The 23607-nt window shown below is 41.3% G+C and carries 19 protein-coding genes and 2 pseudogenes; 18 read left to right on the top strand and 3 right to left on the bottom strand.

The genetic code is table 11. The features are described from left to right. Positions 1 to 61: 61 nt before the first annotated feature. Both proC and SFRI_RS14785 read right to left on the bottom strand, forming a co-directional pair. Positions 62 to 880, bottom strand: coding sequence for a pyrroline-5-carboxylate reductase (gene proC / locus SFRI_RS14790; RefSeq protein WP_011638309.1), 819 nt, complete (start codon positions 878 to 880; stop codon positions 62 to 64). Positions 881 to 1183: 303 nt separating this feature from the next. Further along, positions 1184 to 1870 carry a YggS family pyridoxal phosphate-dependent enzyme gene (locus SFRI_RS14785; RefSeq protein ID WP_011638308.1) on the bottom strand — a complete coding sequence of 229 codons (687 nt, stop codon included), beginning with the start codon at positions 1868 to 1870 and terminating at the stop codon, positions 1184 to 1186. Between the two features lie 27 nt (positions 1871 to 1897). Here SFRI_RS14785 and SFRI_RS14780 point away from each other — a divergent pair, with 27 nt between their 5' ends. Both SFRI_RS14780 and SFRI_RS14775 read left to right on the top strand, forming a co-directional pair. Beyond that, entirely contained in the window at positions 1898 to 2935 is a 1038-nt protein-coding gene (locus tag SFRI_RS14780) for a type IV pilus twitching motility protein PilT (RefSeq protein ID WP_011638307.1), read from the top strand. 12 nt (positions 2936 to 2947) lie between these two features. Then, positions 2948 to 3391, top strand: a pseudogene (locus SFRI_RS14775) (pilus assembly protein PilU); the annotation flags it as partial. Here SFRI_RS14775 and SFRI_RS14770 read toward each other — a convergent pair. Further along, a protein-coding gene (locus SFRI_RS14770; RefSeq protein WP_086019764.1) for an IS3-like element ISShfr8 family transposase occupies positions 3392 to 4479 on the bottom strand; the annotation gives its coding sequence in 2 pieces (ribosomal slippage) (positions 3392 to 4218 and positions 4218 to 4479; 1089 coding nt in all). 62 nt (positions 4480 to 4541) lie between these two features. Between SFRI_RS14770 and SFRI_RS14760 the strand changes: the two are divergent. The 16 genes and pseudogenes from SFRI_RS14760 to SFRI_RS21055 form a co-directional block, all read left to right on the top strand. Further along, positions 4542 to 5264, top strand: a pseudogene (locus SFRI_RS14760) (ATPase, T2SS/T4P/T4SS family); the annotation flags it as partial. Positions 5265 to 5502: 238 nt separating this feature from the next. Continuing rightward, positions 5503 to 6606 carry a hypothetical protein gene (locus SFRI_RS14755; RefSeq protein ID WP_011638302.1) on the top strand — a complete coding sequence of 368 codons (1104 nt, stop codon included), beginning with the start codon at positions 5503 to 5505 and terminating at the stop codon, positions 6604 to 6606. Positions 6607 to 6734: 128 nt separating this feature from the next. Continuing rightward, positions 6735 to 7268: a glutathione peroxidase gene (locus SFRI_RS14750; RefSeq protein ID WP_011638301.1), complete on the top strand. Its 534-nt coding sequence runs from the start codon at positions 6735 to 6737 to the stop codon at positions 7266 to 7268. Positions 7269 to 7520: 252 nt separating this feature from the next. Next, positions 7521 to 8534 (top strand): ferrochelatase, encoded by a 1014-nt coding sequence (hemH, locus tag SFRI_RS14745; protein WP_011638300.1) that lies wholly within the window; start codon positions 7521 to 7523, stop codon positions 8532 to 8534. A gap of 254 nt (positions 8535 to 8788) precedes the next feature. After that, a complete protein-coding gene (gene yciH, locus SFRI_RS14740; protein ID WP_011638299.1) occupies positions 8789 to 9118 on the top strand; it encodes a stress response translation initiation inhibitor YciH in 330 nt (109 codons plus the stop codon). Between the two features lie 33 nt (positions 9119 to 9151). Continuing rightward, positions 9152 to 9712 (top strand): YqgE/AlgH family protein, encoded by a 561-nt coding sequence (locus tag SFRI_RS14735; RefSeq protein WP_011638298.1) that lies wholly within the window; start codon positions 9152 to 9154, stop codon positions 9710 to 9712. 179 nt (positions 9713 to 9891) lie between these two features. Next, positions 9892 to 10311 carry a Holliday junction resolvase RuvX gene (ruvX, locus tag SFRI_RS14730; protein ID WP_011638297.1) on the top strand — a complete coding sequence of 140 codons (420 nt, stop codon included), beginning with the start codon at positions 9892 to 9894 and terminating at the stop codon, positions 10309 to 10311. Between the two features lie 1260 nt (positions 10312 to 11571). Then, positions 11572 to 12432, top strand: a complete 861-nt coding sequence (locus tag SFRI_RS14725; protein WP_011638296.1) for an HAD-IIB family hydrolase — start codon at positions 11572 to 11574, stop codon at positions 12430 to 12432. Position 12433: 1 nt separating this feature from the next. Beyond that, positions 12434 to 13654, top strand: a complete 1221-nt coding sequence (locus SFRI_RS14720) for a glycosyltransferase family protein (RefSeq protein ID WP_011638295.1) — start codon at positions 12434 to 12436, stop codon at positions 13652 to 13654. Between the two features lie 26 nt (positions 13655 to 13680). Next, a complete protein-coding gene (locus SFRI_RS14715; protein WP_011638294.1) occupies positions 13681 to 15426 on the top strand; it encodes a sugar phosphorylase in 1746 nt (581 codons plus the stop codon). Positions 15427 to 15744: 318 nt separating this feature from the next. Beyond that, complete coding sequence (locus SFRI_RS14710; RefSeq protein ID WP_011638293.1) at positions 15745 to 16302, top strand: DUF4136 domain-containing protein; 558 nt, start codon at positions 15745 to 15747, stop codon at positions 16300 to 16302. Positions 16303 to 16892: 590 nt separating this feature from the next. Then, positions 16893 to 17405 (top strand): transcription/translation regulatory transformer protein RfaH, encoded by a 513-nt coding sequence (rfaH, locus tag SFRI_RS14705; RefSeq protein ID WP_011638292.1) that lies wholly within the window; start codon positions 16893 to 16895, stop codon positions 17403 to 17405. Positions 17406 to 17944: 539 nt separating this feature from the next. After that, entirely contained in the window at positions 17945 to 20677 is a 2733-nt protein-coding gene (locus SFRI_RS14700; RefSeq protein WP_011638291.1) for an SLBB domain-containing protein, read from the top strand. A 158-nt stretch (positions 20678 to 20835) separates the two neighbouring features. Next, positions 20836 to 21213: a four helix bundle protein gene (locus SFRI_RS14695; RefSeq protein ID WP_011638290.1), complete on the top strand. Its 378-nt coding sequence runs from the start codon at positions 20836 to 20838 to the stop codon at positions 21211 to 21213. Positions 21214 to 21396: 183 nt separating this feature from the next. Then, positions 21397 to 22377 (top strand): Wzz/FepE/Etk N-terminal domain-containing protein, encoded by a 981-nt coding sequence (locus tag SFRI_RS14690; protein ID WP_011638289.1) that lies wholly within the window; start codon positions 21397 to 21399, stop codon positions 22375 to 22377. A 359-nt stretch (positions 22378 to 22736) separates the two neighbouring features. Next, complete coding sequence (locus SFRI_RS21055) at positions 22737 to 23606, top strand: SMP-30/gluconolactonase/LRE family protein (protein ID WP_011638288.1); 870 nt, start codon at positions 22737 to 22739, stop codon at positions 23604 to 23606. Position 23607 lies beyond the last annotated feature (1 nt).

Here is a 23607-nt window from a genome sequence, read left to right as displayed (position 1 = left end):
ACGCAACTATTTTACACCAAAGGGATTAATCATAAGTTAAATAATCGTTCATCTCATAACGTTAGAATGTTTTAGCCATTTCTTGGGCTCTAGCAACACAGTTTGTCATCGCTTTATCAACCAATTCAACTAACCCGCCTTGTTGGAATGTTTCAACTGCTCTAGCCGTAGTACCGCCTTTTGACATTACATTTTGACGTAATTCGGTTACCGATAACTGTTGGTTTTGTATCACCATCTGCGCAGCACCCAATGCTGCTTGCTCAGCAAGGAGTCTTGCTTTGTCTTCAGCCATACCCATGTTGACGCCAGAGGCGATCATAGACTCGATAAACAAGAAAAAATAAGCAGGAGAGCTACCAGCAAGTGCTATTACTTGATCTAATTCCGGTTCTTTATCAACCCAAACCACTTTACCGCCGCTTTGCATTAAGGTTTCGCAAATTGCTTTATGCTCGGCAGAAATACTGTCATCGGCATAAATACCAGTCATACCATAGCCAATTTGAGTTGGAGTATTAGGCATAGTGCGAATAAGTTTTATCGGTTGTTTAAAGTAGTCTTGATAACGAGACGCTGGAATACCTGCAGCGATAGTGATGATTAACTTATTGGCTAAATCGAGTGAACTTAAGTCTTCACAAACGGCCGCCATTAATTGAGGTTTTACACTTAGCACGATTACATCGGCAGCTTGTGCGGCTGCATGATTATCGTGAGAAACTTGAATCGAAAAATCTTGCTGCAACGCATCTAACTTACCTTTGCTTGGATTGGTTGCGTGAATAAGGTCACTAGGATAGCCATGCTTAACTAAGCCACTAATAATGCTACGAGTCATATTGCCCGCACCGATAAAACATACTTTTGCTTGAGTCATTAAGTCTGTATCCAATAAAAGAGTGAATTTATGTCCAATTACTGTGTATGTTACCTAATTCAGCCCTAGGACGCTACGCTTCTAGGGTCGCTACGTACGTCCTGCTAGGATCTAGGGCGTGACTTCGTCACTGCTAGGATCGCTACGCTTCTAGGGACCGCTTCGCTGCTTGATTTAGTCACTTCGCGAGTAGGCTGTTGATTTTATAGCATCTAGCCGCGAAGCGACCTAGCAGCGAAGCGTTCTAGGCTGTTGCTATAGATTTTATAGCTTCTAGCAGCGTAGCGCTCTAGGCTGTTGATTTTATCTTTCACCAAAGATCGCACTGCCGATGCGTACCATGGTTGAGCCATTAGCGATGGCGATGTCCATGTCGCCGCTCATGCCCATTGATAGAGTGTCAACGCTAGGATATTGCTGCTTAAGTTGGTCAAAAATTTGCTTCAATTGGCTAAATTCTTGTTGTTGAAGTTGTATGTCATCAGTTGCCGTTGGGATAGCCATTAATCCGCGTAACTTAAGGTTGCTTAAGGAGGAGATAGTAAGTGCTAACATGGCGACATCTTCAGCATTAACGCCCGACTTAGATTGTTCCTGGCTAATATTAACTTGAATGCACACGTTTAATGGCTGCTTGTTAATTGGACGTTGCTCATGTAAACGTTGGGCTATTTTAGCGCGGCTTAAGGTATGCATCCAATCAAAATGTTCGGCAACAATTTTGGTTTTATTCGATTGCAGCGGGCCAATAAAATGCCACTCAATATCAGGATAATCTGCCTGTAAGGCATTAATCTTAGTTTCGCCTTCCTGGACATAGTTTTCGCCAAATAGACGTTGCCCCGCTTGATAAGCTGCAACTATGTCACTAATGGGTTTGGTTTTGCTCACAGCAAGTAGGCTTATTTCGGCCGATGAACGTGAACACTTTTGCGCCGCTTGATTAATTCTACTCTGGGCGATTGATATTCTGTCTGCTATTGTTGTCATAATGTTGGTTAACTGGATGTCTCTACAATGGAAATCACTGAATTACTCGCCTTTAGTGTAAAACACAAAGCATCAGATCTACATCTTTCAGCAGGCGTTTCTCCTATGATCCGCGTTGACGGTGAGGTAAGGAAAATTAATTTACCTGCGTTAGATCATCAAGGCGTTCATAGTCTCGTGTATGACATCATGAATGATAAACAACGTAAAGACTATGAAGAACATCTAGAAATCGATTTTTCATTCGAAGTGCCTAATCTGGCGCGTTTTCGTGTTAACGCATTTAATCAGTCCCGTGGCGCTGGCGCGGTATTCCGTACCATTCCTTCTGAAATCTTGTCTCTTGAGCAACTTGGCGCACCAGAAATATTTAAAAAAATCGCCAGTTATCCACGTGGATTAGTATTAGTAACCGGGCCTACCGGTTCGGGTAAATCAACCACATTGGCTGCGATGGTCGATTATGTTAATGAAAATCGACATGACCATATTTTAACCATTGAAGACCCGATAGAATTCGTTCATCAGAACAAACAATGCTTAATCAACCAGCGTGAAGTACACAAACACACACACAGCTTTAATGCAGCCCTAAGAAGTGCACTACGTGAAGATCCAGATGTTATTCTTGTGGGTGAAATGCGCGACCTTGAAACCATTCGTTTAGCCATGACCGCCGCTGAAACGGGTCACTTAGTATTTGGTACTTTGCATACCACCTCAGCCGCAAAAACCATTGACCGTGTGGTCGATGTATTCCCAGAAGGTGAAAAGAGCATGGTTCGCACCATGCTGTCTGAGTCACTTCAGGCGGTTATTTCACAAACATTGATCAAGAAAATAGGCGGTGGCCGAGTGGCCGCTCATGAAATTATGATGGGTACACCAGCGATTCGAAATCTTATTCGTGAAGATAAAGTTGCACAAATGTATTCAGCTATTCAAACGGGTATGTCTCACGGTATGCAAACTCTGGATCAATGTCTGCAAAACTTAGTCAATCGTGGGTTAATTACCCGTGAAGATGCGATGCAGAAGAGTTCGAATAAACAAGCTAATTTCTAAGGAACTGGGATCATGGATGTTCGTCCGTTTTTAAATATGATGGTGGAAAAAAAGGCGTCAGATTTATTTATCACTGCTGGTTTTCCACCCAGTGCCAAAATTGACGGAGAGCTACGTCAACTATCCGAAAATCGATTAACACCAGAGCAGTCGTTAGTGTTTGTTGAGTCGTTAATGAGTGATGTCCAAAAGAAAGAGTTTCATGAAACAAGCGAGTGCAACTTTGCATTTGCGGCTAAAGATTTAGGGCGTTTTCGCGTCAGTGCCTTTTGGCAACGTGAATCAGCCGGTTGTGTTATGCGCCGTATCGAAACTCAAATTCCAGAAGTCGATGATTTAAAACTGCCCCCTATTTTGAAAGATTTGGTCATGAGTAAGCGTGGTCTTATCATCATGGTGGGTGGGACTGGTACAGGGGTAATCTCCCCATTTTTAGCTGAGATCAAAAGTAGAGACTTAGGCCACTAGTGCCAGTTTTTGCTTTGGTGGGACACCACCAATTGCTGTATTGGGTCTTTCATTGTTATAAAACCATAGCCATTGTGTCGCATGTTCCTGTACCTCGGCAATACTATTCCAAAGATATTGGCTCAGCCATTCGTATCGCACAGTCCGATTATAGCGTTCTACATAGGCATTCTGCTGTGGATTGCCAGGCTGAATAAATTTCAGTTCTACATTGTGTTTTTCAGCCCAGGCAGCCAGTACCGCACTTATATACTCTGGACCATTATCACTGCGTATCTGTTTTGGTTTTCCACGCCATTCGATGATTTGATCCAATGTTCTCACCACACGCTCCGCAGGTAAGGAGAAGTCGACCTCTATCGCCAAGCCTTCACGGTTGTAATCATCAATTACGTTCAATAACCTAATGCTGCGACCATCTTCCAGTTGGTCGTGCATAAAGTCCATGGACCAACATTCATTGATTGCCTCTGGCACCGCCAATGCGTCCGGTTTATCACGCTTCAAGCGTTTCTTCGGCTTAATTCGTAGATTTAGCTCCAATTCTCGGTAAATCCTATACACCCGCTTATGGTTCCATCGGTAGCGTTTCACGTTACGTAAAAAGTAATAACATAGCCCAACCCCCCAACTCCGATGGGTTGATGTCAGTTGCTGTAACCAGTCGGCTATTGCAGCGTTTTCATCACTGAGTTTTGCCTGATAGCGATAACAGCTCTCACTGAGTCCAAACAAGGCACACGCAAATGCGATCGAAATGGCTTTATCTTGCACCGCCTTTTGCGCCAGCTCCCGCCGCCGCGACGGCTTTACCACTTTTTTTCGATGGCCTCTTTGAGTATTTCAGCTTTGAGTCGCTCTTCGGCATACATTTTTTTGAGTCGTGAATTCTCAGCCTCTAACTCCTTCAATCGCGCCATCATAGAAGCGTCCATGCCACCGAATTTGGCGCGCCATTTGTAGAAGGTCGCAGAGCTCATGCCATGCTCACGGCAAAGCCCCGGAACTGGGGTGCCAGCTTCGGCTTGTTTAAGGATTGCTAGGATTTGGCTGTCGCTAAATTTTGATGTTTTCATGCAGAATCTCCCTGCGTATATATTACGAGAAAATTCTACTTTTGAAATCTACTATTTTTAGGGGGGATTACCCAGGTAAATCGACTTCGTTGGCAGCGCTGGTGGGATATCGAAATGCTCATGCTCGCGGACATATTCTGACCATTGAAGACCCTGTTGAGTTTGTACATAACCATCGTAAAAGTATAGTTACTCAGCGTGAAGTGGGTATTGATACCGACTCATTTGATGCCGCACTTAAAAGTTCACTGCGTCAAGCGCCAGATGTCATTCTGATTGGTGAAATTCGTACTCAAGAAACCATGGAATTTGCGTTGTCATTTGCCGAAACGGGTCATTTATGTATGGCAACCTTACACGCAAACAATGCTAACCAGGCTCTCGATCGCATTATGCATTTAGTACCGGAAAGCAAACACAACCAGTTGCTATTTGATTTGTCGTTAAATTTACGTGGCATTGTAGCGCAACAGCTTATTCCTAAATCTGACGGAACTGGTCGTCGCGCTGCCATTGAAGTGTTAATCAATACTCCCCGAGTGGCCAGTTTGATTGCTAAAAATGAGTTGCATTTACTTAAAGAAACCATGGGTAAGTCACGCGAGCAAGGGATGCAGACTTTTGACCAAGCATTGCTAGATTTATATGTAGAGGGTGAGATTAGTTACGCCGATGCATTACATCATGCCGATTCGCCTAATGATTTACGTTTAATGATTAAATTGCGAAATAACGAAGCAGCTTCTTCAGGGTCAATGGAAGGCATTACTCTCGACATGGATTAGTGATGATTTGAGCCAGTAAATGAGTGGATTATCAATCGACCCATTTTTTATGAGAGGCCGTAAGCGACATCTTACGGCCTTTTTTGTTATAATGACCGTTATGATTGTTATAATTACTGCTGTTGTTGTAGAGAATGCGATGACTCGGGTACATTAAAACATTTATCTAGTAACTAAACATATTATACGTTACTCATTTTTATCACGCTTTATAACATTGTTATTTCAAGGATGTTTCATGCAGTTATGGCAAAAATTCACCGTCTTATCTTCGCTAATCTTGTTCCCATTCGCGGCCTCAGCAGTACCAGTCACAGATGAAGTCGATATCGGCGGTGCAGTACGCGTAAACTACGGTTGGAAAGATTACGACAACAACTCCAAGCTTGAGTTTGAACTGTTCCGTGCTGACGTTAACTATAAGAGCAAAGATGGCCTTTTTGCCTCAGCTCAGTATCGTTGGTATGAAAACATGGACGTAGTTCATCATGCCTACATGGGTTATCAATTTGATGAAGCCCAATCAGTGCAAGTGGGTGTAACCCAAGTGCCATTTGGTTTATTGCCTTATGCTGCCCATTCATTTTGGTTCGGCGCAACTTATTATCTTGGCTTTGAAGATGATTATGATGCCGGTATCCATTACAAAAATGAACAAGATGGTTGGCGTTACGATTTAGCTTATTTTGTTAATGACGAAATTGGCGACGGTTCTAATTATGATCGTTACTCATTTGATGCGGCCACAACAGCCGATTCACCATATGAAGAGGCAGGACAAATCAACGCTCGAGTTGAGCGAGAATTTACTTCTGGTGAAGTCACTCATAAGTTAGGTGGTTCATTACAATACAGCCAATTAGATTTTATGGCTGATGCAGCTACCGTAGTGGGTGAAGACACCAATGGTCTTGCCGCTGCAGCGCATTGGCAACTTGACTGGAAAAAATGGCAATTACAATTACAATATATTCATTATGACTATGATATAGACAACAGTGAACGTATTGCGCTAAGTGCATTTCAATATCCATTTGAAATTGCTGCTGAAGCCGATGTTGCTACCGTTAACATTGCTAAATCGGTTGACGTTGATTGGGGACCAATCACTAATTTGAATTTTTACAACGATTACAGCCAAGTGATGGCATCGGGTCAAGGTCTTGATGATTCTATCCAGAATGTGACTGGTGTAGCCATCACTGCAGGTAAATTTTATTCTTATGTAGATTGGATTGCCGGTAAAAATATGTGGTTTGTTGATGGTGCAGGCGTTGGTATCAATAACGGTGATACATCATGGCATTCACGTTTGAACATCAATATCGGTTTTTACTTCTAATCACTTTTGATCTGAATAAAGCAGTACTACGTACAGTCCTGTGATACCTAATTAGGCATCGATAAATTCGTTTATCGGTGCCTATTTTTATCTATTCTTATAAACTTTGAGTAAAGGACAAATTAACAATGATTAAATACATAACGGCAATTGGCTTAATGGCATTAAGTTTTAGTACTGTTGCTGCAAATTGTCCTGATTATCTCAATGTTGAAGCTCGTAAATTACACTCAACAGAAAACGTAAATTTATGCGAACTCACCCAAGGCAAAGCAGTATTAATCGTTAATACCGCATCGCACTGTGGTTTTACGCCTCAATTCGAAGCTCTTGAAGCATTACACAAACAATATGCCGATAAAGGTTTAGTGGTGATTGGCTTTCCGTCAGATGATTTTTTCCAAGAAGAAAAAGACGAAGCAAAAACTGCCGATGTTTGTTTTATTAATTATGGTGTTACATTTACTATGGTGGCAACATCACCTGTTAGAGGCGATGAAGCTAACTCCGTATTTAAATACTTGGACGATAAAAGTGCCGCACCTAAATGGAATTTCTATAAGTATGTTGTTTCGCCTGACGGTCAAACCGTGCAGCAATTTAGTTCGCGTGTGAAACCCGATAGCGAAGAATTGAAAAATGCGATTGAATCAGTTTTGTAATCGTTAGTTAAGTTGAGTTATTTAACCTAGCGACTAAATACAGCTACTAATAAGTAAAGTGACTTAATAGAAACACCCAAATGAGTTAGCTAGCGTAAATAAATATTTGCCGAGTACCGGGTAATTTGATGATAAAATCGATACCTAGCGCTCTTTTTGTTTTAAATGAATGCGATACAATTTTAACTTACGCTCCGCGTTACTCAAAGTGAGCTGTATTTGTAAATCCATACCAATAACGGAGAAGATACTTTGGCTAGATTTTCAGGGCTAGATAAAGACACCGGCCATAAAGCTCGTGGCAAAACCGGTGTATTACTATTGAATCTAGGTACACCAGATGCACCAACTGCATCAGCTGTTCGCATCTATTTAGCTGAATTTTTGGCTGATCCTAGAGTAGTCGAAATTCCAAAACTGATATGGATGATTATTCTTCACGGCATTATTTTGCGTATTCGACCTGCTAAATCGGCTGCCTTATATCAACAAGTCTGGACCGAAGAGGGTTCACCTTTACTGGCTATCAGCCAACATCAACAAGCCAAACTAGCCAAACATCTACAAGCCCAAGGGTACGATGCAAGTGTACATTTAGCGATGCGTTATGGTTCTCCATCAACGTCGAGCACTTTACAAGCTATGCACAAACAAGGTGTCGATAACTTAGTCGTTTTGCCTTTGTACCCACAATATGCAGCTCCAACAACCGGTTCTGCGTTTGATGCATTGGCCAAAGAGCTAATGAAATGGCGTTATATTCCTGCTCTGCATTTCATCAATACCTATCATGACAACGTCGATTTTATAGACGCGCTTGCTGCATCTATTCAAAAAGATTTTGATCTACACGGTAAACCACAAAAACTGGTGATGTCTTTTCATGGTATGCCAGAGCGTAACCTGCATTTAGGCGATCCTTATTACTGCTTCTGCATGAAAACAACTCGATTAGTGGTAGAGAAGTTAGGCTTTAGTGAAGACGATTATGTAGCCACATTCCAATCTCGTTTTGGCAAGGCTAAATGGTTACAACCTTATACCGATGCAACAATTGGTAGCCTACCGGCTAAAGGTATTACTGACATTGCCGTAATTTGCCCAGCATTTAGCGCCGATTGTCTAGAAACCTTAGAAGAAATAAAAGGTGAAAATCGTCATGTATTTGAAAATGCTGGCGGAAAGAACTTCAGATATATCGAATGCCTAAATGACAACGACGACCACATCAATATGATGGCAAATCTTGTTAAACCTTTTCTATAATTATAGGGCGTGACTCCGTCACTGCTAGGGCGCTTCGCTTCTAGGACGGACTGCGTCCTGCTAGGGACAGCTTCGCTGCTAAGATCCTAGGCCGTAACGCGGCTGGTCTGTTGATTTTATAGAATCTAGCCGCGTAGCGTCCTAGCAGCGCAGCGCTCTAGGCTGTTGCGTACCCAGGCTTTTAGCTTTATATCCTCGCCTCCGCTTTTATGATTTGTTAAACTCAAATAATGTTTTATTGCTAAAGAAATAATATGAGAATAGATCCCAATATCGCATTAGTTTATAGCACTGATAAAGGTCGTATTGATCAGCCTAAGCCGCAAGTTGAAGTACCAACTGGCGACGGTATAGTGCGGATCCATAAAGACAGTAAAGGTCGTAAAGGTAAGGGCGTAAGTGTGATCAAAGGGCTCGAGTTAGATGAAAAAGCCTTAAAAGACCTAGCGCAAAAATTGAAGAAACAATGCGGCTGTGGTGGTACAGTGAAAGACTTCTGCATTGAAGTACAAACTGAAAATCGCGAACAAATAAAATCCATATTAGAAAAGTTGAATTTCACTGTGAAATTAGCGGGTGGATAATACAAAACGCTAAAACACTATTGGGGATAACATATGGATAGCTTAAAAGACCACTTTTTAATTGCGATGCCATCATTAGATGACACATTTTTCGAGCGCTCGGTGATATACATTTGTGAGCATGATCAAAAAGGTGCCATGGGACTAATGGTTAATCGTCCAATCGGTGTAGAGGTTGAAGATCTGCTTGAGCAAATGGAACTCTATTTATCGCCAGAGTTTGTATTCTCCCTCGATAGTCAAGTGCTCATTGGCGGCCCAGTGGCACCCGAACGTGGTTTTGTGTTACATACGCCTCAACAACATTGGGTCAACAGTACCGAAATTAGCGAAGATACTATGCTAACGTCTTCTCGAGATATATTAGCCTCAATTGGTTCTGACAAATCGCCTGAAAATTTTGTGGTTGCACTAGGTTATTCCGGCTGGAGTAAAGATCAGCTTGAACAAGAAATTGCCGACAACACCTGGTTAACAATCAAAGCCACACCAGAGTTACTATTTAATGTTGAACCTGAACAAATGTGGCTCATGGCTACCCAACAGCTCGGGTTTGATATTTGGCAAATGTCTAGCCAAGTCGGTCATGCTTAAAATAGGTCGCTACGCTGTTAAGATTCTAGGCCGCTATGCGGATAGTGCGCTGCGCTTCTAGGGCGGACTGTGTCCTGCTAGGGACAGCTTCGCTGCTAAGATTTTATAGTATCTAGCCGCGAAGCGCTCTAGGCTGTTGCTTTTAAAGCGTCCTCTAAAAATTAAACCAAGAGATATACATGCAACCACAAACCGTTTTAGGGTTCGACTACGGCACCAAAAGTATTGGTGTCGCTATAGGTCAAGCCATTACAGCAAGTGCCACGCCTTTATTATCAATTAAAGCGGTTGATGGGATCCCTAATTGGGATGATATCGATAAATTATTAAAAGAATGGCAACCAGATCTCGTTGTTGTCGGCTTACCGTTAAACATGGACGGCACCGAGCAAGAGATGACTCAACGAGCTCGAAAATTCGCTAATCGAATTAATGGTCGTTTTGGCGTTAAAATTGCCACCCAAGACGAACGTTTGACCACTGCAGATGCTAAAGCCCGTTTATTCGAATTAGGTGGTTTTAAAGCGTTAACCAAAGGTCAAGTTGATGCTGTGTCAGCTGTGTTAATTATTGAAAGCTATTTCGAAAACCAATTCTAACTTAATGCCGAGATTCTAGGCCGCTACGCGGATAGTGCGCTTCGCTTCTAGGAACAGCTTCGCTGCTAAGATTTAGTCACCAGATTCCAGTACCGTTCGAGTTACTAGGTCTTTTAGCTTTTATAGCATCTAGCAGCGTAGCGCTCTAGTGATCTAGATTCTAAGTACTAGGCCGCTACGCGGATAGAGCGCTTCGCTTCTAGGAACAGCTTCGCTGCTAATATTTAGTCACCACATTCCAGTACCGTTCGAGTTACTAGGTCTTTTAGCTTTTATAGCATCTAGCAGCGTAGCGCTCTAGTGATCTAGATTCTAAGTACTAGGCCGCTACGCAGATAGTGCGCTTCGCTTCTAGGAACAGCTTCGCTGCTAATATTTAGTCACCAGATTCCAGTACCGTTCGAGTTACTAGGTCTTTTAGCTTTTATAGCATCTAGCAGCGTAGCGCCCTAGTGATCTAGATTCTAAGTACTAGGCCGCTACGCGGATAGAGCGCTGCGCTTCTAGGAACAGCTTCGCTGCTAAGATTTAGTCACCAGATTCCAGTATCTTTCCAGACATCTAGAGCCTAAGTGCTAGGTCGCTACGCAGATAGTGCGCTTCGCTTCTAAGGACTGCTTCGCTGTTAAGATTTTATAGAATCTAGCAGCGTAGCGTTCTAGCATCTAGGTTCTATCGCTTTTTATCGCTCGTTACCACTCTTTACCGCTTGCTATCCTCTTTTCTGCCTCAAAATGGTGCGATTTTTATTCATTGTCGCGCATGTCCTTTGATCCTATTCAATATACTTTTTACTTCATCGTTTTTGTTATGAAAATAAAGCCAACTATATCAATGGTTAAAGTCTTTTTGTGCCATTAAGGTGCAACGTTATTACGTTTGGCACATATCCTGAATCTACCTAATCAGTTAATAGCGTTACAGCGATAGCGAAATAGCGATAACGGGTGATAACAAGCGAACGGTGCACTTACAAATAGAATGATGAAAGAAGGTAACAAGCAAACGTTCACTTACTAATAGGGCAATAAATAATCGATAACAAACGGATGGTGTGGAAACTGCTGAACGTTGGCTTTCAGCTTTTATAAAATCTAGCCGCGCAGCGAATTAGCTTCTAGGCTTTACGCTTGTCACCGTTCTTTATAGCTTGGCACCGCTTGTTATCGTTCGTCACCGCTAGTTACCGCTAGCTATCGCTTTGTGTCGCTTGATACTGTTCTTGATAGTCAGCATTCAATGATTGAAAAGGGATACGATATGACAACACGACCACTTATCTTTACCGACATCGATGGCACTTTGCTTGACCATTTTGACTATAGCTTTAGTGATGCGATCGAAGTGATTGAAGCATTGAATGAACGCCATATTCCTATTATCGCTAATACCAGTAAAACCTTTGCTGAAATGGAGAAGCTACAACAAACTATCGGTTTTAACTCACCATTTATATCTGAAAATGGCGCAGTTGTTTATATCCCAATTGGCTACTTTGACCAACAGCCAGAGGGGACGTTTACCGAAGGATATTATTGGGTAAAAGAGTTTTGTCAGCCGCGGCAATACTGGCTTGAATTATTAAACCAACATGCACAAGCATTTAACGATGACTTTATTGGTTTTTCATCTTTATCGGTTGAAGCGTTATGTGAGCTCACCGATTTGTCGCCAGATAATGCCAAGCTAGCTTTGATTAGGCATTATGCAGAGCCAGTACTTTGGCAAGGCAATGAAGCGAATAAACAAGCCTTTATTGAGTTGATGACTCGCGTTGGTGCAAATACCCTGCAGGGTGGACGTTTTCTACATGTTGGTGGAGATAGTGATAAAGGCAAGGCAATGAATTGGTTAGCCGATGTCTATTCCAAGCAATATATCGCTCCAGTGACCACTATTGCACTCGGTGACAGTGGTAATGACAATGCCATGCTCGAAGCAGCAGACCTTGCAATACAAATTAAGTCACCTGTTCACCCATTTCCCATATTAACACCACAAAAACAAAGTATTAAAAGCAATGAATGCGGCCCTAAAGGTTGGGCTGAATGCATTAAGAAAACTCTATTGTCTTCATCGGCTGAATCGCAGCTAAACCAACTACCATTTGGAGGGGCGTAACATGGCCGACTTTTATCAAAATGGCATTGTCACCACAATGCATAATCTAACCCGACGTAGCCATGAAGAGCTTGAGCAAGATTTAATTAAGTTTTCAAAAACGCGCCCGTTAGGATTAATTTTGCCATCTCTGTATTCAGAGCTAGAAGGCACCGCACTTAAAGATATTGTGAGTAAATTAAAACAGGTGCCGTATTTATCAGAAATTGTGATTGGATTAGATAGAGCCGATCTGCAACAGTACAAACACGCGCTAAGCTTTTTTGGTGAGTTACCGCAGCATCATCGAATATTATGGAATGACGGGCCACGCTTACAAGCGCTGGATGCAAAACTGCAAGCGTTAGGCTTAGCGCCCAAAGAGCTGGGAAAAGGGCGAAATGTCTGGTATTGCATGGGTTATGTTTTGGCTTCGGGTAAAACAGAATCGGTTGCACTGCATGATTGTGACATCGTGACCTATGAAAAATCATTACTCGCTAGACTGCTTTATCCGGTCGCTAACCCGCAGTTTAACTATGAATTCAGTAAAGGTTATTATGCACGTATTTCTAATGGACAAATTAATGGTCGAGTGTCACGTCTATTAGTCACACCGTTGATTAAAGCACTTAAAAAAGTGGTCGGTTACAACGAATATTTAGAATATATGGACAGTTTTCGTTATCCATTAGCGGGTGAGTTTTCATTTAGACGAGACGTGCTCAATGACCTACGTATTCCAAGTGACTGGGGCTTAGAAATTGGTGTGCTGTCAGAAATGCAGCGTAACTATGCCCATAATCGTATTTGTCAGGTTGATATCGCCGATAATTACGATCATAAACATCAAGATTTATCATTGGATAATGAAGACGCGGGTTTGTCTAAAATGTCGATTGATATCACTAAAGCCTTTTTCCGAAAGTTAGCCACTCAAGGACATACTTTTAGCACTGAATCGTTCCGAACCCTTAAGGCAACGTATTATCGTGTCGCCCTCGATTATGTCGAAACCTATCATAATGATGCATTAATGAACGGCTTAACCACCGATATACATTTAGAAGAAAAAGCGGTTGAAATGTTTGCCCAAAATATTGTCACAGCAGGGCAACGCTTTTTAGATAATCCAATGGAAACCCCGTTTATGCCAACATGGAGCCGAGTCGTGAGTGCCATGCCAGACGTGCTCGAGCAGCTTAAAGCTGCTGTTGAAGCCGATAATGCTGAGTTTAGCTAACATCAAAATCGACCAGAGGACACCCTATGTCAGTAATGGATGGATTACAGCAAAAGCTGCAGCAACAACTTAGTTGTATTTACAACGATGTCGACATTGACATAAGTGTGCCAGCATTGGCTGCACAGCTCATCGATATAATGCGTATCACCGAGTATTGCCAAGTGCCCGAACCCTTTGTAAATCATTGGTCTGAAAAAGACATCATTATGATCACTTATGGCGACAGTGTGATCCAACAAGGTGAGCGGCCACTCACCACGCTGGCTCAATTTATCGACAGCTATTTAAGTTGCATCAATGCTGTGCATATTTTACCGTTTTTCCCTTACAGTTCTGACGATGGTTTCTCGGTTATCGACTATTCAAGTGTTAACGAAGGCCTTGGGTCGTGGGCAGATATCAGTGCTATTGCCAGTAAGCGGCGATTGATGTCAGATTTAGTGATCAATCATTGCTCTAGTCGGAGCTTATGGTTTGAGAACTTTTGCAAAGGTGAGGGCGTGGGCCATGACTACTTTTTTACTGCCGAGCCAGATGATGACTTAAGCGCGGTGGTTCGGCCAAGAACGTCAACATTATTAAGACCAACAGAGACACCGAGCGGCACTCAACATGTGTGGTGTACCTTTAGTCATGATCAAGTTGATTTTGATTTTCGTAATCCACAAGTATTAATCGAGTTTGTACGTATCATTCGTCAGTATTTAGATGCGGGTGTGAGTATTTTTCGCCTCGATGCAGTAGCCTTTTTATGGAAAATAGTCGGTAATAAATCAATTAACTTACCGCAAACCCATGAAGTTATCCGTCTATTACGGACATTAATTGAACACGCTCAGCAAGACGTCATCATCATTACCGAAACCAACATTCCTAACACCCAAAACTTAACTTACTTTGGTAATGCTAACGAAGCACATTGTATTTATAACTTCTCATTGCCGCCTTTACTGATCAACAGTCTTATTACCGGCAGTTGCTTATACTTAAAGCGTTGGCTTATGAGTATGCCGCCCGCACAAGACGGCACCACCTACTTTAATTTTATAGCTTCTCACGATGGTATTGGTTTACGCCCGGCAGAAGGCTTACTTGAAGAAGATGAGATTGATACTCTGGTCGACACAATGAAGCAGTTCGGTGGCCAAATATCATCCAGAACCACAGAAGATGGCCTGCAAAAACCTTATGAAATGAACATTGCCCTGTTTGATGCCTTACAAGGCACCACTAAAGGTAAAGACCAGTGGGGGATGCAACGTTTTGTGTGCGCTCATACCATTATGTTAGCGCTCGAAGGTATTCCTGGAATTTATATCCATAGTTTATTGGGAACCCGCAACGACTATCAAAAGCTGGCCAATACTTCACATAATCGCGCCATTAACCGCCATCGTTGGGATCTCAATCAATTAACGGAACAACTAAATGATGCCAACAGCGATCATAGCCAAGTGCTAACCGAGCTGACCAATTTAATCAATATCCGAACGCAGCAAATTGCATTTCATCCCAATGCTACACAATTCACCTTACATCTAGGGTTACAGTTATTTGGTTTTTGGCGTCAAAGTCGTAATCGTAAACAAAGTATATTTTGTATCAGCAACGTATCAGACCAAATCACCGATCTTCGCATTAATGAACTTAATCTTATTATTGCAGAACACTGGGTAGACCTATTGAGTGGACAACCAATAGAAGACATCACCCAAACCATGCAACTGCAACCCTACCAAACCGTGTGGATTAGTAATGTACGTATCTAGGGCGGACTATGTCCGCTAGGCCGCTACGCGGATAGTGCGCTTCGCTTCTAGGGACCGCTTTGCGGCTAAGATGTTATAGCATCTAGCCGCGCAACGTCCTAGCAGCTCGCAGGTTCGCCAGAGGACGGACTACGTCCTGCTAGAACAGCTTCGCAGCTAAGATTGACTCGCTGCGCGACGAGGCTGTTGATTTTATAGCATCTAGCCGCGAAGCGTCCTAGAGTCTAGCGTTCTTTATTTTATAAAACCTTGTTAACTTGACAACGCCTTTGCTCTCTATAAGCTAATAAACATTAACGTCTTGTTTTTGGAGCCTGTATGAAAACCCTAATTATCGCTGCGGCAGTGTTAGCATTGAGCGCATGTAGTACCTTGAAATCTACTTCAGACTTCGACCCATCGGTATCATTTGATCAATATAAAACCTATTCATGGGTAGAGAAAAAAAATGACGATGCGGGCTATCATTTAGACGGACTGATGGATCAACGCGTCCGTGCTGCTATCGAAACTCAATTAAGTCAAAAAGGTATCAGCAAAGCCGACAAACAAAATGCAGATTTATTAGTTAACTACATCACTAAAGTCGATAAAAAAATCAATATCGATACCTTTAACAGTCACTACGGTTATAACCCATATTACGGCCCTCGTTGGGGATTAGGCGGCAGTCTTCATAGTGAAACCACCGTGCGTGAATACGATGTTGGTACATTAATGGTCGACTTAGTTGATAACAAAACGGGTAAGTTAATTTGGCGTGGTACTGTTGCTGATACCGTACGTGAACAAAGTACCCCAGAAGAGCGAATTAGCACTATTAATCAAGCAATTGGCACAGTAATGATGAATTATCCGCCCAAACCAAATAAGTAAACTTTAAGGCAACATAAAGTGTCTAATAAAAGCCTCGTTTATCGAGGCTTTGTTTTATGTAGGCTAGAAATACCTATATCGCCTCAAATTGACCTTTATGACTAACATTTATCAATAATTTATCGATGGAGTCATTAATTGAAATATCGATAAAGTCAGATTGTGATTGTCGTAAATGGAAGTGAAATAACTGATATAAAAGATCGTCAATATGTTGTTTAATCTGTTGAGATTTTCAGGATATTGACGCATGTTGAAACAGTACTATTAACATCTTTAACAGCTAACGTATGCAGATTAGCATTACTAAGAACTTTTTATTATACATAAAGTAAGATTAACAGAGTTCCGTGCGATAAAGGTGTTAGGTAAATGTCGAACGATAAATCAATTAGTTACTTCTGAATGTAGATAATAAATGATGGTGTTATTGCTTAATATAAAACCAGATGATGACTTAAACGCTGTATTTATAGGCACTAAGGCCTAAAAACTCATTCAAAAAGCTAAGTAATTTTGTTAATATTCCAAGCCGTGAATGGGATGTCACTTGCTCAAACTGATGAGCAAATTTAAACAAGCGAGTAATAATGAAATCTTGGTATTTACTGTATTGCAAACCACGTCATGAAGTACGTGCACAGCAAAATTTGGCTTTACAAGAAGTCGAGAGTTATTTACCTATGATCACCCAACAAAAAATGGTCCGCAATAAACCACAAATGGTTACGGCACCACTTTTCCCTAGCTACCTGTTTATCTATTTTGATCCTCTCATCACCAGCGTCAGCAAAATCCACAATACACGTGGTGCGAATCGTATTGTTGGCTGCCGAGAAGATATGACTCCCATTGACGACAGAATTATTTCAGCGCTAAAAAGGCGTGTTCAAGGTTATGTACCAGAAGAGGTAAAACCGTTGGGCAAAGGCGATAAAGTCAAATTTGTCGACGGACCGTTTAAAGACCTTGAAGCAATATTCGACGAGAATAATCCTGATAAGCGTTGCCATGTGTTATTTAACATCATGGGACAACAAAAACGGATTTTAGTCGAGTTGACGAATTTACAAGCTGTACCGAATAATGACCAAACAACATAAATAGCTAATATGACTAAATAACTAAGCTGTCAGATAATAGCGATAGTCTTTGTAGGATATTGTCCATTTATAAAATGAATGAAGCTGACTTAAAGGGCTGTTTCTGACCGTAAAGGTTGAATATTGAACGTTTAAATGGAGTTTTTGCTATTTTGCAACAATTTTGAAACGTTCTGAGGGTTTTACTCAAGCATCTAAGCTGATTTTTGAGTATAATTCCGCGCTTGATTAGCGGTTGTTATGGCTCACAGCCAATAAAAAATTAAAGATTCGCGTAGCGAAGGGCATATTGGAAGCCGTAATCCATGGGCGGTAGCGTGTCTGAAATAGGGAGCTTCGCTGCTAGGACGACCTTCGGTCTTCTAGGGCGCTTCGCTTCTAGATGCTATAAAATCTTAACAGCAAAGCTGTCCTAGCAGGACGAAGTCCGTTCTCTGGCGAGCTTGCGAGTTCCTAGTAGCGCAGCGACACTAGTGGCGAGCCTGCGAGTTCCTAGAATCTATAACCTTCTTATAAAAAAATAATATTGGAGATATCTGGTGCTACATAAAACCAAAAACGTGTTACTAGCTGGCTTATCGGCCTTTATTATTTTAACCACACAAGCGCATGCCGTTACCCCAACGCCGCAAATGATAGAGCAGTTTAAACAATTGCCTAAATCAGAACAGGAAAGAGTTGCGCGTCAGTATGGTTTAGACCCTTCAATGTTGTCAGGCAGTGCCAATAGCTCTGTTAGCGTAACAAATCCTACTGTAGTTGAACCTCGTCAAAACCAATCAAGTCAACAATCAGATACAGCTAAAAAGAACGAGTATGACTTCAAACAAGACAGTGATAAAAATGAATTAAAACGCTTCGGCTACGAAATGTTTTCCGGCGAACCAACGACCTTCGCACCTGTGACGGATGTTCCTGTACCAAGTGATTATATGGTCGGTCCTGGTGATGTCATTAAAGTTCAGTTATACGGAAAAGAGAGTAACGAATACAGTTTAACCATTAATCGCGATGGCACGGTGCAAATTCCCGATTTAGGCCCTGTATCAGTCGCTGGGCTAAGCTTTTCAGATTTACGTCAAGAATTGTCTAAGCGCATTAAGCAGCAAATGATTGGCATTGAATCAAATATCACCATGGGTGAATTACGCTCTATTCGCATTTTTATCGCTGGTGATGCCTACAAACCAGGCTCTTATACCGTATCAAGTTTATCAACCATTACTCAGGCGTTATTTGTTGCTGGTGGTGTAAACGAAATAGGTAGTCTTCGCAACGTACAAGTTAAGCGAAGCGGTAAACTAATAGGCTCATTTGATTTATACGATTTACTGCTCCGAGGCGATGCTTCTGGAGACATCAATCTTCGTTCTGGCGATGTAGTATTCATCCCATCAATCGGTGGTTTAGTCAGTGTTGCTGGTGAAGTGCAACGCCCCGCGATTTACGAGCTGAAAAAGAATGAAACTATTGCAGATGTTATCAATATGGCTGCTGGTATCAAACAAGGTGCTTATCCTAGAAATAGTAGTATCGAACGATATAATGCCAATGGTTTAAAAAGCATTATCAATGTCGATTTAACCTCCGTAAGTGGCAATAACACCTTAGCAAAAGCTGGAGATTATATCCGGGTTAAAAATGCTTCTAATCAATATGAAGATGCTATTACTATCGTTGGTGCAGTAGTCCGCCCAGGTAAATACCAGTGGAAGCAACAACGCATTAGCGATGTGTTGCCTTCAATTTGGGGCGACTTATTATTATCTGCTGACTTAGACTATGGTTTAGTTGTTCGCGAAATCAACAAACATGGCGACATAGAAACATTACAGTTTGCTCCTGGTGAAGCTATTACATCACCTAATTCTATTCAAAATATTGCTTTGCAGCCTCGTGATAAAATAATGATATTTAATTTCAGTGACGATACTCAAAATCGTTTTGAACTGAATTCATTAGTTAAAAAGCGTGTCAGTAAAGTTGAATCATTAAAAGGTGACTCACTACTGGATGCCGATCTATTTAAAGCTGGATTTGAAACGTTAGACAATACCGTAGCTAGCAAATATACCAATCAGATAGCCGGTGTTGCATTAAATGGGCAAGCATCAGAAGAGCAAACACTGGTTAGCAGTGAAGTCGCTAAAATGCTATCGAATCTATTCGAAGACCGTGACTTAATCAAACTGAGTAACGTTATGTCACGTAAAGAACTACTTTACCCGATAGTGACTAAATTAACTCAGCAAGGTAATTCACAGCATGGCATTATGATTGTTGCTATTGCAGGTAAAATTCGTCACCCAGGTGTATATCCGTTAACAAACTCTGCCAAAGTAACTGACTTGGTTAAGGCTGCTGGTGGCTTGTTAGAAGGTGCTTATGTTGAACGTGCAGAACTGACTCGTACTCATACAACATCTACAATATCGGATATCATCCACAAACAAATTAATCTTTACGCGGCAATCAACGGGAATCAAGAAGACAATATCGAGCTAAAAGGTCGCGATATGGTCACTATTCTCACCACTCCAGAATGGCAAGAAAGAAAGGTTATCGAAGTTAAAGGTGAAGTTAAATTCCCTGGTACTTATAACATCAGACGTGGTGAGACGTTATCAGATGTGATCGCTAGAGCTGGTGGATATACTGAGTATGCTTATCCCTCTGCTGCTGTATTTGTACGTGAATCAGTGCGAATGCAAGAGCAGATCGAAATTAAAAAGTTAGCAGACCAACTTCGCCGAGACATCGCCACTCGTGGAGTATCAAAAGATGGCTTAAGCATTAGTTATTCTGATGCACAATTAATGCTAACCGATTTAGAAAACATAAAAGCAGTTGGCAGATTAGTGATTGATTTAAACGCGCTTAAATTGGGCATTAAAGAAGCTGATGTTCAACTTGAAGACAGCGACGTACTTTACGTGCCAACCATTAAGCAAACTGTCGCGGTTATGGGCGAGGTTCAACATCCTTCAACTCATAGATTTAAAGATGGCTTAACCTTAGACGATTATTTGGTTATGTCTGGTGGGCCAAGAGAGCGCGGTGATGAAGACCGAGTTTATGTCATCAAAGCTGATGGTTCGGTGATGATGCCAACTCAAAGTATTTGGTTTAATACCGACTCACAAATTACTGCTGGCGACACGGTTATTGTACCGCTAGACACTGAGTACAAAGATAACTTAACCCTATGGTCGCAAGTAACACAAATTATATATAACACTGCAGTCGCATTTGCTGCTGTTTCAGGGATCTAAGAACTGAAGGTTCTAGAAACTCGCAGGCTCGCCAGAGGGCGGACTACGTCCTGCTAGGACGCTACGCTTCTAGGGTTTTATAGCAGGCCGTAGGCCGCTCTAGCAGCGAAGCGCTCTAGATTCTAGATACAAGATACTCAACTTCAGAAGGAACTGATATGCGTTTCGAGCAATTGGATGTGTGGAAAAGAGCTTCTAGATTGTCTTGTGAAATTTATCGGTTGACTGAGTCAGTCAGTAACTGGGGCTTCAAAGATCAAATTACACGTTCAGGATTATCTGTTCCCTCAAACATCGCGGAGGGAGAGGAACGTGAAACCCTAAAAGAAAAGATAAGGTTTCTGTATTACGCAAAAGGGTCTCTAGGTGAGCTTGTGACTCAGTTATATATCGGAGCAGAAATCAACTACCTTGATAAACAAATAGCTATGTCGATGGTAAAAGAAGCCAAAGAGTTAGCCAAAATATTAGGTGCTCTTATCAAACAAAAACAAGCACAGATTAAAGAAGATAATGCCGATTACACAATAGATTAATTTAACGAAGCGGCATGCTTTCTGTTTTTTATAGAAGCGAAGCTGACATCTTTTGACCTTATAGCAGCGCAGCGAACTAGCCGCGAAGCGTCCTAGAATCTAGGCTTTTGCTTTGCTTGTATAGCAGCGAAGCGTCCTAGAACCTAGAAGCGTAGCGCTCTACTTTCAAGAAAAATAAGACATATGACTAAACAAAACCTACAAGCTACTTATGACGCAAACTTTGCATCAACACAACCAATGGGCAGCGTTGAAAACGACGAAATCGATTTACGCGAGCTTTTTGCCGTTATTTGGAAAGGAAAATTGCTCATCATCGCTATCACTGCAGTGTTTGCAATCGGAGCGGTTATTTTTGCCATCAACCAGCCAAATATCTATAAGTCAGAAGCGCTATTAGCGCCTGCAGAATCAGAGCAAAGTGGTGGAGGACTAGCTGCACTTGCAGGACAGTTTGGTGGTTTAGCAAGCATGGCTGGCATCAACCTAGATGGTGGCGGTGGTGTTGATAAAACCCAAATGGCTATTGAGGTGATGAAGTCTCGTCAATTTACCAGTAATTTTATACAAAAACATCACATTTTGCCTGACCTAATGGCGGCTGAAAAGTGGGATATGGTAGATAACATCATTAGTTATGATGAAAATGTATATAACGTAGCCAATAGTGAGTGGGTACGAGAGGTTGAGCTACCATATAAACCTGAGCCATCAATGCAAGAAGCTTACAAAGAATTCAGTAAAATTTTTGCCGTTAATGCTGATAAAGAGACGGGGATGGTTACTGTGTCTTTAGAGTATTTATCGCCACAAATAGCCCAACAATGGGTTAATTGGTTAGTCCAAGACATTAATAAAGAAATGAAAGACCGCGATGTTGCAGAAGCGACACGCAGTACAACATTTTTAAAATCTCAAATCGAACAAACTAATGTTGCTGATATTCGTTCAATTTTGTACAAGTTAATTGAAGAGCAAGCTAAAACTATTATGTTTGCCGAAGTTCGCGATGAGTACGTATTTAAAACCATCGATCCTGCATTAGTACAAGAAGAAAAATCAAAGCCAAAACGAGCATTAATCTGTGTATTAGGCACTATGCTAGGTGGCATGCTAGGTGTCATGTTGGTATTAATTAGATATTTTGTTAAAAAAGAGAATTAAGACTCTTTTATTATAGTTTCTAGCAGCGAAGCGCTCTTGGCTCAACTATTTACTTACTATTATGACTGTTTTAAATAACAAAAATATATGTTTATATATTATAGCGAAGATTCAGATTTCTCAAAATGGATGAAAGTGGAACCTCAAAATTTATATCATTTTTGTGTAACCACTATTTGTATTGTAGTTAAATTAAAAAGATTTTTGTTAGTAATAAAATTAACATTCTTATCGTAGATAGATCCCATTAATAGCTTTTAATTTCTGGCCTAAATTACCTTCTTAAGAAAATTTGTTCGTTACATGCTTATTTTTTTAGTTATTTGTATTTTTTAAATTATAGTTGTTGAAGGTTTGTGATGACAATAATTAATTCTAGTATGACCTTAGGGGAAGCACCAATCTGGCATAATCAACGTCAAAGCTGGTTATGGTTAGATATTATTAATAAACAGTTATTCGAATTACCCCATCATGACCGAGAACAACAGCCGTCGGTACATCGTTTCTCTTTGATGCCCTCAATTATTGTAGAGCAGCCTAATGGTTGTGTTTTGGTGATAGCGCAATATCAGATGATAGAGCTTGATCTTGAAAGTGGTTTGCAAACCCTGTTGTGTACTCTACCGGTACCAGAAGGGTTCAGAACCAATGATGGTGGTGTTTGCGATAATGGCTTATTATGGTTCAGTACCATGCATAAAACCTCACCCCTGAAGTTTCCTGGTAGTATTTATGTTATTGACCAACGGCTTAATATTAAATGCCAATTATTAAATCAAATCCACATTGCTAATACGTTTTGTTGGGTAACGGTTAATAGAGTCCTCATTAGTGACTCTTTACTGCAGTTAATGTATGACGTTCCATACCATAACGGTGTGCTAGAGTGGCATAATAAAATCGTATTTGATGATTTATCATCAACGAATGCCGCCCATGATGGTGGAGCTATTGATGTATTCGGACAGATTTGGAATGCGCAATGGGCGGCGGGGCGTGTACGATGTTATCAGGCGTCTGGTGCTGTAGTAACTGATGTTTCTTTACCAGTATTACAACCAAGTAGTTGCTGTTTTGGTGGGCCAGAAAATAAGCATTTATTGATTACCTCAGCCACAGAGGGAATGAATGCAAGACAGATTAAACAATTTCCGTTGTCTGGGAGTATTTTTTTATTAGAGCTGGACGTTGAAGGGCGATCTATCCCGATCTTTGAAATGGACTAAT

The sequence above is a fragment of the Shewanella frigidimarina NCIMB 400 genome (assembly GCF_000014705.1).
Lineage (GTDB): Bacteria > Pseudomonadota > Gammaproteobacteria > Enterobacterales > Shewanellaceae > Shewanella > Shewanella frigidimarina.
The sequence above is the reverse complement of the archived record's forward strand: the minus strand, read 5'-3'. Positions and strand labels throughout refer to the sequence as shown.

Bases quoted from the DNA above. Each gene is read 5' to 3' on its own strand.
- SFRI_RS14715 (WP_011638294.1), top strand. From the start codon at position 13,681: ATGTCAGTAATGGATGGATTACAGCAAAAGCTGCAGCAACAACTTAGT.
- SFRI_RS14780 (WP_011638307.1), top strand. From the start codon at position 1,898: ATGGAAATCACTGAATTACTCGCCTTTAGTGTAAAACACAAAGCATCA.
- SFRI_RS14725 (WP_011638296.1), top strand. From the start codon at position 11,572: ATGACAACACGACCACTTATCTTTACCGACATCGATGGCACTTTGCTT.
- SFRI_RS14735 (WP_011638298.1), top strand. From the start codon at position 9,152: ATGGATAGCTTAAAAGACCACTTTTTAATTGCGATGCCATCATTAGAT.
- SFRI_RS14695 (WP_011638290.1), top strand. From the start codon at position 20,836: ATGCGTTTCGAGCAATTGGATGTGTGGAAAAGAGCTTCTAGATTGTCT.
- SFRI_RS14710 (WP_011638293.1), top strand. From the start codon at position 15,745: ATGAAAACCCTAATTATCGCTGCGGCAGTGTTAGCATTGAGCGCATGT.
- proC (WP_011638309.1), bottom strand. From the start codon at position 880: ATGACTCAAGCAAAAGTATGTTTTATCGGTGCGGGCAATATGACTCGT.
- SFRI_RS14720 (WP_011638295.1), top strand. From the start codon at position 12,434: ATGGCCGACTTTTATCAAAATGGCATTGTCACCACAATGCATAATCTA.
- ruvX (WP_011638297.1), top strand. From the start codon at position 9,892: ATGCAACCACAAACCGTTTTAGGGTTCGACTACGGCACCAAAAGTATT.
- SFRI_RS21055 (WP_011638288.1), top strand. From the start codon at position 22,737: ATGACAATAATTAATTCTAGTATGACCTTAGGGGAAGCACCAATCTGG.
- rfaH (WP_011638292.1), top strand. From the start codon at position 16,893: ATGAAATCTTGGTATTTACTGTATTGCAAACCACGTCATGAAGTACGT.
- yciH (WP_011638299.1), top strand. From the start codon at position 8,789: ATGAGAATAGATCCCAATATCGCATTAGTTTATAGCACTGATAAAGGT.
- SFRI_RS14755 (WP_011638302.1), top strand. From the start codon at position 5,503: ATGCAGTTATGGCAAAAATTCACCGTCTTATCTTCGCTAATCTTGTTC.
- SFRI_RS14690 (WP_011638289.1), top strand. From the start codon at position 21,397: ATGACTAAACAAAACCTACAAGCTACTTATGACGCAAACTTTGCATCA.
- SFRI_RS14750 (WP_011638301.1), top strand. From the start codon at position 6,735: ATGATTAAATACATAACGGCAATTGGCTTAATGGCATTAAGTTTTAGT.
- SFRI_RS14785 (WP_011638308.1), bottom strand. From the start codon at position 1,870: ATGACAACAATAGCAGACAGAATATCAATCGCCCAGAGTAGAATTAAT.